The organism is Micromonospora sp. NPDC047527 (assembly GCF_040643015.1).
Taxonomy (GTDB): domain Bacteria; phylum Actinomycetota; class Actinomycetes; order Mycobacteriales; family Micromonosporaceae; genus Micromonospora.
Genome location: NZ_JBEYTK010000005.1, coordinates 277,066 through 287,964, shown reverse-complemented (window position 1 = coordinate 287,964; position 10,899 = coordinate 277,066). Strand labels below are relative to the sequence as shown.

Below are 10,899 nucleotides of genomic sequence, written 5' to 3'. Positions count from 1 at the left end.
AGCAGTCGCGAATGAAGGTGTCACTGTGAGTGGCAGCGCCAGCATCGACGACCTGCTCACCTTCGAGGAGGAGCCGGCGAGGCGCGACGACCGGAACGGGGGCAGCCGGGCCGGGCGGGTGCTGCGTGCCCTGGCCGGCAACGCGGCGGTGGTCGTCGTGCTGATCGTCGGCCTCCGCGCGGTCGGCCTGAAGGTCTCGCTGGTGATCCTGGTCGCCGGGGTGTTCGCGGTGTTCGCGGTGCGCCGGGTCGCCGCCGCCGTGGCACCGCCGGCGGCGGGCAGGTCCCGGCCTCCGACCATCCGCTACGACGACGGCGCCTGGAACTGGGGCGCGCGGGACGCGCTGCGCGCCGCCATCAACGGCTGGGAACTGCCGCTGGACTGGTCCACGACACGGCCCGAACGCTTCAGCGGGGTGATCCTGCCTCGGCTCGCGGAGCTGGCCGACGAGCGGCTGCGCCTGAAGCACGCCGTGACCCGTGAATCGGACCCAGCCCGCGCTCGTGCCCTGCTGGGTGACCGGCTGTGGACGTTCCTGGAAAGCCCGCCCCGACGCCCCCCGTCGCCGCGCGATCTCGCGGTGATCGTCGCCGAACTGGAGAAGATCTGATGAACGACGTGGACCGGAGCATGCCCGCCGCCGAGGTTGGCCGCCTGGCCCGGGCGGTCCTGGACGCGGTCGGCACCGTCGTGGTCGGCAAACGGGACGCGTTGGAGTTGGTCCTCGCCGGCATCCTGGCCGGTGGGCACGTGCTCCTGGAGGACCTGCCGGGCCTGGGCAAGACGCTCACCGCGCGGTCCTTCGCCCAGGCGTTGGGGTTGGATTTCCGCCGGCTCCAGTTCACCCCGGATCTGCTCCCCGCCGACGTCACCGGCTCGTTCCTCTATGACCAGCGCAGCGGTGACTTCGCCTTCCGGGCGGGGCCGGTCTTCACCAACCTGCTCCTCGCCGACGAGATCAACCGGACGCCACCGAAGACCCAGTCCGCGTTGCTGGAGGCCATGCAGGAGAAGCAGGTCTCCGTGGAGGGCGTCACGTACAAGCTGGACGAGCCGTTCCACGTGCTGGCCACCGCCAACCCCATCGAGTACGAGGGCACGTACCCGCTGCCCGAGGCGCAACTGGACCGGTTCCTGCTGCGGGTCTCGTTCGGCTACCCGGAGCACGAGGAGGAGTGGGAGGTGCTGCGCCGCCGGATGGGCCGTCGCCGTGAGGAGGCGGACATCAAGCCGGTGGTCGACGCGGCCACCCTGCGGGCGATGCAGGCCGCTCTGGAGGACGTGGTGGTGGAGGACTCCATCGGCCGCTACATCGTGTCCCTCACCGCGGCCACCCGGGAACACCCGTCGGTGCTGGTCGGCGCCTCGCCGCGCGGCTCGCTGGCGCTGCTGCTGCTGGCCCGGGTCCGCGCGGTGTTCGGTGGCCGGGACTACGTGGTGCCGGAGGACGTCAAGGAGGTGGCGGCGCCCGCGCTCGCCCACCGGATCACCCTGCGCCCGGAGATGTGGCTGCGCCGGGTCGACCCGGCCTTTGTGGTCGGTGAGGTGTTGGAGGCGACGCCCGCCCCGGCCAGTGGCGCCCTGCCCAGCTACGCCGCCGGTGGGCTCCGACGCTGATGACCGGACCGACCGCGCCCGTGCCGCGATCTACCGAGCCGGACTCGACCGCCGGCTGGGCCCCCACCCCCGCGCTCGCCCGCGCGGTGCTGCTCGCCGGCCTGTTGCTGGTGGCGGGGGTGCTGCTGGGGCGCATCGACCTCGTCGTACTGGCCGCCCCGTTCGCGCTGGGCACCGCGTACGCGCTGCGTCGCCGGCCCACCGCGCTGCCGCAGGTCTGGGTCACCGCTGGTGACGACGGGCCGCTGGTGGAGGGCGGTGCGGTAGCGGCGACGGTCAGCGTCGGCAACCCCGACACGGTCGGCTACGACCTGGTGGTGGTGCGGTCCCGGGTCTCTCCGTGGCTGCGGATCACACGGGCGGGCTTCGCCGGTGCCGAACCCGCCGACGGTGCTGCTCCTCCGGGTGTGGCGCCTACCGGGGAGCCGGCGGACGGCACGGGTCGTTCCGCCGCCGACCGGCCGTTCGTGACCTCGGTGCCCGTGGCCGCGGTGGTGGATCTGGAACTGGCCGGCCGGGCTCTGCGCTGGGGCCGGCACCCGGTCGGCCCGGCCGGTGCCCGGGTCGCCGCGGCCGGTGGTCTGCTGGTCTCCCGGTCGGTGATCGTCGAGCCGGAGGCGGTGCGGGTCTACCCGCGTACCGAGCCGTTCGAGGCGGTGGAGGCGATGCCCCGGGCCGCCGGCCTGGTCGGCGCGCACCACTCCCGCCGGCCCGGTGAGGGCGGCGAGTTGGCCGGCGTGCGGATCTTCGCCCCGGGCGACCGGCTGCGCCGCATCGACTGGCGGGTTTCGCTGCGCGCCCGACAGTTGCACGTGGCGGCGACCCTGTCCGACCGGGACGCCGAGGTGGTGGTGCTGCTCGACGTACTCGCCGAGGCTGGGCGCTCCGGCGGGGTGGGCGGTGCCGCCTCGGTGCTGGACACCACCGTGCGGGCGACCGCCGCGATCGCCGAGCACTACCTGCACCGGGGTGACCGGGTCTCGCTGTTGGAGTACGGGCCGGGTGCTCGACGGCTGCGCCCGGCCGCCGGCCGCCGGCAGTACCTGACCGTCCTGGAGTGGCTGCTCGACGTACGGGCCGAGGCCTCCCAGCACGAGCCGTACGACCAGGTCTTCGGCCCGCAGATGCTCTCCTCGGACGCGTTGGTGGTGGTCCTCACCCCGCTGCTGGACGAGCGGTCGGCGCAGATGCTGGCCCGGCTGGCCCGCTCCGGGCGGTTCGTGGTGGCGGTCGACACGCTGCCGACGGACCTGGCGCCGCCGAAGGACCGGGGCTGGGCCGAGGTGGCGTACCGGCTGTGGCGGCTGGATCGGGACACCATGATCGGGCAGCTCCGGGAGCACGGCGTGCCCGTCGTGCGCTGGGCCGGCGCCGGCAGCCTGGACCAGGTGCTGCGGGACGTGGCGCGGCTGGCAACGGCCCCAAGGGTCGGTTCCCGGTGAGCGCGAGGAGTGAGCCGGTTTTGCGAGCCCCGCAGTCGCGAGCCCAGGGCGGTCCGGTGAGCGCGAGGAGTGAGCCGGGTTTGCGAGCCCCGCAGCCGCGAACGAATTGTGGCCCGGTGAGCGCGAGGAGTGAGCAGGGTGGGTGCAGATGATCGACGCGGTCACTGGGCGGGTCCGGGCGGCGCAGAACGCCGTGGCCCGGGTCAGCGCCGTTCCGCTCCTGGTCCGGGCGGGGATCTTCGTCACCGTGTTGGCCGGGTTCGCGCTGGCGTTTCCCGCCGAGGTGTTGCCCGGTCGGCCGTTGCTGTTCCTGGCGGTGGCCGCGCTGCTGCCGGCGGTGGGCCCGCGCCGGCCGTGGCCGACCTTCGTGGCCCTGGTCACGGTAGGTGGTTGGCTGCTCGCCACCGACGGGTACGGCCGGCCGGTGGCGCTGTGGCGGCTGCTGGCCGTCGCCGCGTTGCTGTATCTGTCGCACTCGCTCTGCGCGTTGGCGGCGTTGCTGCCGTACGACGGGGTGGTGGATCCGGACCTGATCAGCCGGTGGTTGCTGCGGGCGGCGGCGGTGCTGCTGGGTACGTCCGTGTTGGCGGTGCTGCTGTTGCAGGTGGCGGGCCTGAGTGGTGAGGTCGGCTACCAGTGGGTGACGGTGCTGGGGCTGCTGGTGGCGGTGGGTCTGGTCGGGCTGCTGGGTTGGTTGCTGCGGCGCAAGTAGACCGGTGGGGCGGCTGGGTTACCCAGGTCACACGGGTTGTGCTCCGTCACAGATGGGGGGCGCGAGCGGGATTACCTGAGCCGGCCGGGGAAAGATAGATGGCGTGAATCCGAAGCGGATCCTTGTGGTGGGTGCCGGGCATGTTGGTCTTTATGCCGCCCTGCGACTGTCGAAGAAGCTCAGCTCCCGTGAGGCTGAGGTCATTGTGGTGGACCCTCAGCCCCACATGACCTATCAGCCGTTCCTGCCCGAGGCGGCGGCGGGCAACATCTCCCCACGCCATGCGGTGGTGCCGCTGCGTCGGGAGTTGCGCCGATGCACGGTGGTGGCGGGCACGGTCACCCGTATCGAGCACGACCGCAAGGTGGCCTCCGTGCAGCCGATCGCCGGCCCGGCCCGGGAGATCGCGTACGACCACGTGATCGTGGCGCCGGGTTCGGTGTCCCGTACGTTGCCGATTCCGGGCCTGCACGAAGAGGGCATCGGGTTCAAGACGATCGGTGAGGCGATCTACCTCCGCAACCACGTGCTGGACCGGCTGGACGTGGCGGCTGTCACCCCGGACCCGGACGTTCGCCGCTCGGCGCTGACCTTCACGTTCGTCGGTGGTGGGTACGCCGGCATCGAGGCGCTCGCCGAGATGGAGGACATGGCCCGCGACGCCCTGCGCTACTACCCGGAGCTGAAGCCGGAGGACATGCGCTGGGTGCTCGTCGAGGCCACCCAGCGGGTGCTGCCCGAGGTGGACCGGGACATGGGCGCCTACACGGTGCAGCAGCTCCTCAAGCGGAACATGGACATCCGGCTGGACACTCGCCTGGAGTCCTGCGTCGACGGGGTGGTCAAGCTCTCCGACGGTGACAGCTTCCGGTCCGACACGATCGTCTGGACGGCTGGCGTGAAGCCGTCGCCGATGCTGGACGCGACCGACTTCCCGCGCGACGAGCGGCGGCGGGTCACCTGCCTGCCGACCCTCCAGGTCGTCGACGGCGATCGGGTGGTCGAAGGTGCGTGGAGCGCCGGCGACTGCGCCGCCGTTCCCGACCTGACGAAGGAGCCGGGCAACTTCTGCTCGCCGAGCGCGCAGCACGCGGTGCGTCAGGCCGCCCGGATGGCCGACAACATCGCGGCGGTGGTCCGGGGCCGAGAGCCGGTCGACTACAAGCACAAGCACGCGGGCAGCGTCGCCAGCCTCGGCCTGCACAAGGGCGTCGCCCAGGTGTACGGCATCAAAATGACCGGCTGGCCGGCGTGGTTCATGCACCGTACGTACCACATGAGCCGTATCCCGTCGTTCAACCGCAAGGTCCGGGTCGTGGTGGACTGGTCGTTGGCGTTCTTCCTCAAGCGTGAGGTCGTCGCCCTGGGTCAGCTGCACGATCCGCGCGAGGAGTTCGTCGAGGCGTCCCAGCCCGTCGGCGCCCCGCGGGTCTAACCCCGTCACCCACCCTCGCCGATCTTGCACTTCCGGACGCCGATACGCGTCTTTTGGCACGTATTGTCCGGGCAGCAAGTGCAAGATCGGCGGGCGGGTCGGCGTGGTCGGGCGGGTCGGCGTGGTCAGACCCGCCAGGTCCAGGCGTCGGCGATGCGGGTTGCCGGGCCGTAGAGCTGCTCCAGGGTTGCGCGGAGGCTCTCGGCGTGGGGGGCGTCGTCGGTCAGCGCCACGCAGGAGGCACCCCAGAACTCCGCGTCGCGGGCGGCCTGCCGGCGCTGCTCGTCGCCGATTGCCGGTTGGTCGCCGCGCCGGGCGACGTCGGCCAGCAGGGCGGAGGTGGGCTGCTTGAAGGTGCCCATGGCCGCGGTGCCGCCCCGCCCGTACGGGCCGATGAAGAAGCCCTCGGGCAGGCCGAATCCGGCGTTGGCGGCGGTTGCCCAGCGCATCGGCCAGGGCTCCTTGGGCGTGGGCAGCGGCACCGGGACGAGCACCCCGCCGGGGCGTACGCACTGCCGCCAGTGCCCGCCGGTGATGAACTCGGGAACCTCGGGCCGCTCGGCGGTCGGCAGTGGAGTCGGGAAGATCGGCAGCAGCGTCGCGACGACCGCCAGCGGCACCAGCCGTCGCGCGCGTCCGGTGGTACGCAGGGCCCGGTCGACCGCCAGCACCAGCAGTGTCGCGATGATCGGGAGCAGCGCCAGGGCGAACCGCATCGGCAGCGCGCCGTCCACCACCGGCAGCCCGGCCAGCAGGGCGTACGGCCCGGGCAGCGCGGTGCGGGTGCCGCCGAGCACCACCTCCGGGCCGAGCGAGAGGGCGCCCATCACCAGCGCGGCGACCACGCAGCTGAACACCAGCCGGCGTCGGCCGGCCCAGATCGCGCAGACCGCGGTGACCAGCAGCAGCGGCCAACCGAGGAACGTGTTGTACTCGGCGGGGCCGGTCGTCAGCCGGGACGCCTGGTCGCTGCCGGCGACCGACAGCGGGGAGATCGCCCACCAGCTGCTCAGGTCGGCCGAGAAGTAGGCCGGGCTGAACATGCCGTCGGCGACGCCCTGCGGCCCGGCGAACTGGAACCACAGCGGGTATCCGAGCACCATCAGTGCCAGGCCGGCGGCGATCGCCAGTCCGCCGGCGAAGCCGGGCAGGGCCCGCCGGGCCAGGTCCCGGTCCGCCACGGCGTAGCTGATCGCCATCACCAGCAGGGTGACGGCGGCGAGGAAGAGCACCTCCTCGCCGATGAAGACCTGCGCGGTGACCGCCGCGGCCAGCCCGGCGGCTGAGCTGACCATCCGTCGCCGGTCCGGCCCGGTGGGCAGGGCAGCCACGGAGCCGGCCGGCGTGGGGCCTGGATCGGCGGCCCGCAGCAGCCGGACCACCAGCCAGACGATCACCGGCACCAGCCACTGGGCGGTCATGTGCAGGTGACTGTTGGTCTGCGAGACCATGCCCGGGCCGAAGCCGCAGAGCCCGCCGCCGAGCGCGGCGGCCAGCCGGCGGGCGCGCAGCGTCCGGTGGAACAGCAGGTACCAGGCGAGGGCGGTGCCGGCCAGGTTGGCGGCGGCGAGCAGCGCGAAGGTGACCGGCGCACCGAACAGGAGGGTGAGCGGCGCGCAGACGATGCCGAGCGCGATGACCGTGGTGTTGGCCATCAGGTTGACACCGTCGGGGGCGTTGAGCCGGTCGGTGAGCAGGCTGAAGTCGCCGAGCAGCGCCCTCGCGTCGACCGCCAGGAACCACTCGTAGAGGGCCTGGTCCTCGGGGTTGAGCGCCAGCGTCCGCCCGCCCGGGTCGGGCCACAGCCCGTGGGTCAACCAGCCGGCCAGCACCACCCAGATCAGCGCGACCAGCAGGTCAGCCCGGTGGCGGCGCACGGCGGCCAGCAGCCGGACGGCCCGGGTTCGGCGGTCGACCTGATCGACGAGGCGCAACGCCTGGTCAGGGGCGGCGTCGGGGGCCGTGGGGGCTGCGCTGCTCACGGCATCGACCCTAATGTGGCCTGCCCGTCGGGGTACGCCGGGTTGCCGACGACCGGCTACGGTGACACTGCACCCGCGCGTGTCGGCGCGCCGGTGCCACCCGCCCGGGTGGTGGAAAGGCAGACACGGCCGCCTTAAAAGCGGCTGCCGCAAGGCGTGCGGGTTCGACCCCCGCCCCGGGCACCGGTCGGCTCGCACACATTCTCATTCGTGATCACCAGGACTTGGCTGGGCCGTTTACTCTTGGAGGGCACGTTCACGTGCAAACGACCCCCTGAGGGAGGCCAGAAAGTGAAGACCTCGAACCCGGTGCTCGCCCGGCTCGGCCAGGCGGCCGAGCGGGAGCGCTCCGCCGGGTACGCACCGACCGGGCCGTACGGACAGCCCGGCATTCCCCAGCAGTACCCGTCCCAGGCCGGTTACCCGGTCGCACCGCCCGCCGTGGCACCCATGACCGTCGACGACGTGGTCGTCAAGACGGTCGCTCTCCTCGGCATCCTCGGCATCACCGCCGCGGCCGCCTGGGTGCTCGTGCCCGACTCGCTGGTCGGGGTCGCCTGGATCGGCGCGGCAGTGGTCGGCCTGGCCCTTGGCTTGATCATCTCGTTCTCCCGGATGGCCAACCCGGCACTGGTCATCGCGTACGCGGTCGTCGAAGGTGTCTTCGTCGGCATGGTCAGCAAGGCGTTCGAGACGCGCTACGACGGCATCGTGCTCCAGGCCGCCGTCGCCAGCTTCGGCATCTTCTTCCTGATGGCGATGCTCTACAAGGCGAAGGTCATCCGGGCCACCCCGGCCTTCGTCAAGGGCATGATCGCGGCGATGGTCGGCCTCTTCGCCGTCATGATGATCAACCTGGTGCTGTCGCTGTTCGGCGTCAACACCGGCCTGCGCGACGGCAGCCCGCTGGCCATCGGCTTCAGCCTGGTCTGCATCGTGGTCGCGTCGCTGAGCTTCGTGCTCAGCTTCAAGGAGGTCGAGGACGGCGTCCGGATGGGCCTTCCCCAGCGCTACTCCTGGGTGGCCGCGTTCGGCATCCTGGTCAGCCTGGTCTGGCTCTACATCGAGATCCTGCGTCTGCTGAGCTACTTCCAGGGCGACGACTGACCTCGTCCGCTCTGTCGACCGGCGCCCGCCCCCGCTTCCGTGGGGGCGGGCGCCGTCGTCCGCGCCGTTTCGCCGTCGCCGCCGGGCCGCCCGGGGCAGAGTGACTGCGAGGGGTACGCGGGTGAGGGAGGCGACGGTGCGCAGCAACAATCCGGTGCTCAACCGGCTGGACGAGACCGGCCGGTTCGAGAGCCGGGTGCTCGGCTCCCGGGATGTCGAGCCGATGACCGTCGACGACGTGGTGGTCCGTACCGTCGGGTTGCTCCTGCTCACCGGCGTGGCCGCGGCGGTGTCCTGGGTGGTGGTGCCGGAGGCGGCCTGGCTGGGCGCCGCGCTGGCCGGCAGCGCTCTGGCCTCGATCGCGCTGGTCCTGGTCATCTCGCTGCGGGGGATCACCAACCCGGTGCCGATCGCCGGCTACGCGCTGTTGCAGGGGCTGCTGCTGGGGGTGGCCAGCCGGACCTTCGAGCAGATCTACCCGGGCATCGTGGCGCAGGCGGTGGCCGGCACCTTCGGCGTCTTCCTCGGCATGGCGGCGCTGTACCGGGCCCGGGTGATCCGGGCGACGCCCCGGCTGGCCCGACTGGTGATCGGCACGCTGCTCGGCATCGCCGTGCTCAGCGTGGTCAACCTGGTGTCGTACCTGATCTCCGGGCGACCAGGGCTGGCGACGTACAGCGTCAGCGGGGAGGTCGGCTGGCTCGCGTACGCCTTCTCGGTGGTGGCGATCATCGCCGGCGCGTTCAGTTTCATCCTCGACTTCGATCTCGTCGAGCGCTCGGTGCGCGACGGCCGACCCCGCCGGTACGCGTGGCTGAGCGCGTTCGGCCTGGTCACCGGCCTGGTCTTTCTCTACTGGCAGTTGCTGCGGCTGCTCAGCTACCTGCGCCGGTGACCGGCCGGGGGTGTCGGGGCCGACGCCGGCCGTAGACTCGGCGGCGATGAGCGCAGCGGAGTTGGATGAGGTTGTTCGACTGCTGGTCCGTCAGGTCGGGCACTGGCAGCAGCCGCGCTGGGCGGCGGCAGCGACGACGGCGAACATGTCCCGCGCCGACCTGATGCACCGGCTCGTGCAGGAGGTCGCCAACCTGGCCGCCGACGCCGAGGGCGAACCTCGCCGCACGGTCCCTCGGCTGGTCAACGACCTGGCGCTGCCCGACCAGTTGCGGGTGGTGACGGCGGACCTGCTGGCCGCCGGGGCTGATGCCGAGGCGCTGGCGCGGGCCGCCGCCGAGGTGACGGCGACCCGCGCGGCGCTCTGACGTCAGCTCAGTTCAGCCGCTCGAGGACCATGGCCATGCCCTGGCCGCCGCCGACGCACATCGTCTCCAGGCCGATGGTCTTGTCGTGCCACTCCAGCGCGTTGAGCAGGGTGCCGGTGATCCGGGCGCCGGTCATGCCGAACGGATGGCCGACCGCGATCGCGCCGCCCATCACGTTCAGCTTCTCCTCCGGGATGCCCAACTGCCGGTAGGAGGGGATCACCTGGGCGGCGAACGCCTCGTTGATCTCCACCAGGTCGACGTCGTCGATCGTCATGCCGGCCCGCTTCAGCGCCTGCCGGGACGCCTCGACCGGGCCGAGGCCCATGATCTCCGGTGACAGGGCGGTGACGCCGGTCGAGACGATCCGGGCCAGCGGGGTCAGCCCCAACTCCTCGGCCCGCTGGGCGCTCATCACCACCACGGCGGCGGCGCCGTCGTTCAGCGGGCAGCAGTTGCCGGCGGTGATCCGACCGTCGGGGCGGAACACCGGCTTCAGCCCGGCCACGGCGTCCAGGGTGACGCCCGCGCGCGGACCGTCGTCGGTGCTGACCACGGTGCCGTCCGGCGTGGTGACCGGGGTGATCTCCCGGGCCCAGAAGCCGTCGGCGATGGCCTTCTCGGCGAGGTTCTGGCTGCGAACGCCGAACTCGTCCATGTCGGCGCGGGAGACGTCGTGCACCTGGGCCAGGTTCTCGGCGGTCTGGCCCATGCTCAGGTAGATGTCCGGCAGGTCGCCGGACTCGCGCGGGTCGGTCCACACGTCGGCGCCGCCCTGCGCGCGGCGCTTCGAGCGGTCGTGGGCCGCGGCGAACCGCGGATTCTCCCAACCGCCGCCGACCAGCGCCTGAGCCTCCGGCGGCAGACCGTCGGAGTTGCCCCGGGCGAACCGGGAAACCATCTCGACGCCGGCGGAGACGAACACGTCGCCCTCGCCGGCCCGGATCGCGTGCAGGGCCATCCGGGTGGTCTGTAGTGACGAGGCACAGTAGCGGGTCAGCGTGGCGCCGGGGACGGTGTCGAGCCCGAGCAGGGTGGTCACCACGCGGGCCATGTTGAAGCCCTGCTCACCGCCGGGCAGGCCGCACCCGAGGTAGAGGTCGTCGATGGTGGTCGGGTCGAGCTGGGGGATCTTGGCCAGGGCGGCCTGGACGATGGTCGCGGCGAGGTCGTCGGAGCGGACATCGCGCAGGGACCCCTTGTACGCCCGGCCAATGGGGGAGCGGGCGGTAGCGACGATGACGGCGTCGCGGGACGACTCAATCGGCATGGGCCCAACGTTAACGCGGCGGTAACATGGCGCGGAAGAAGCAGAGACGGCGGGAAATGTCACCCTGAGCGG

General features: G+C 72.2%; 10 protein-coding genes and 1 tRNA gene. 9 read left to right on the top strand and 2 right to left on the bottom strand.

The features are described from left to right. The first annotated feature begins 25 nt into the window (after positions 1–25). From ABZ808_RS21005 to ABZ808_RS20985, 5 genes are all read left to right on the top strand, one after another. Positions 26–610, top strand: coding sequence for a hypothetical protein (locus tag ABZ808_RS21005; RefSeq protein ID WP_357008958.1), 585 nt, complete (start codon positions 26–28; stop codon positions 608–610). Beyond that, on the top strand, positions 610–1,617 hold the full coding sequence (locus ABZ808_RS21000; protein ID WP_357008955.1) for a MoxR family ATPase: 1,008 nt from the start codon (positions 610–612) through the stop codon (positions 1,615–1,617). The genes ABZ808_RS21005 and ABZ808_RS21000 overlap by 1 nt, the downstream gene beginning before the upstream one ends. Next, complete coding sequence (locus tag ABZ808_RS20995) at positions 1,617–3,059, top strand: DUF58 domain-containing protein (RefSeq protein WP_357008952.1); 1,443 nt, start codon at positions 1,617–1,619, stop codon at positions 3,057–3,059. Before ABZ808_RS21000 ends, ABZ808_RS20995 begins: the two co-directional genes overlap by 1 nt. Before the next feature lie 148 nt (positions 3,060–3,207). After that, on the top strand, positions 3,208–3,771 hold the full coding sequence (locus tag ABZ808_RS20990) for a hypothetical protein (RefSeq protein ID WP_357008949.1): 564 nt from the start codon (positions 3,208–3,210) through the stop codon (positions 3,769–3,771). Positions 3,772–3,874: 103 nt separating this feature from the next. Beyond that, positions 3,875–5,206 (top strand): NAD(P)/FAD-dependent oxidoreductase, encoded by a 1,332-nt coding sequence (locus tag ABZ808_RS20985; protein WP_357008947.1) that lies wholly within the window; start codon positions 3,875–3,877, stop codon positions 5,204–5,206. A 125-nt stretch (positions 5,207–5,331) separates the two neighbouring features. Here ABZ808_RS20985 and ABZ808_RS20980 read toward each other — a convergent pair whose 3' ends face one another. Next, a complete protein-coding gene (locus tag ABZ808_RS20980; protein WP_357008944.1) occupies positions 5,332–7,188 on the bottom strand; it encodes a hypothetical protein in 1,857 nt (618 codons plus the stop codon). Positions 7,189–7,290: 102 nt separating this feature from the next. On the opposite strand from ABZ808_RS20980, the gene ABZ808_RS20975 reads away from it, so the two are divergent. The 4 genes from ABZ808_RS20975 to ABZ808_RS20960 all read left to right on the top strand — a co-directional run bounded on the left by ABZ808_RS20975 (position 7,291) and on the right by ABZ808_RS20960 (position 9,557). Further along, positions 7,291–7,371, top strand: a tRNA-Leu gene (locus tag ABZ808_RS20975). A gap of 108 nt (positions 7,372–7,479) precedes the next feature. Beyond that, positions 7,480–8,295, top strand: coding sequence for a Bax inhibitor-1/YccA family protein (locus ABZ808_RS20970; protein WP_357008941.1), 816 nt, complete (start codon positions 7,480–7,482; stop codon positions 8,293–8,295). A 136-nt stretch (positions 8,296–8,431) separates the two neighbouring features. Continuing rightward, positions 8,432–9,190, top strand: coding sequence for a Bax inhibitor-1/YccA family protein (locus ABZ808_RS20965; RefSeq protein WP_357008938.1), 759 nt, complete (start codon positions 8,432–8,434; stop codon positions 9,188–9,190). Between the two features lie 46 nt (positions 9,191–9,236). After that, positions 9,237–9,557, top strand: a complete 321-nt coding sequence (locus ABZ808_RS20960) for a hypothetical protein (protein ID WP_357008935.1) — start codon at positions 9,237–9,239, stop codon at positions 9,555–9,557. A gap of 7 nt (positions 9,558–9,564) precedes the next feature. Here the strand turns inward: ABZ808_RS20960 and ABZ808_RS20955 are convergent, their stop codons facing one another. After that, positions 9,565–10,827, bottom strand: coding sequence for an acetyl-CoA C-acetyltransferase (locus ABZ808_RS20955; protein ID WP_357008932.1), 1,263 nt, complete (start codon positions 10,825–10,827; stop codon positions 9,565–9,567). Positions 10,828–10,899 lie beyond the last annotated feature (72 nt).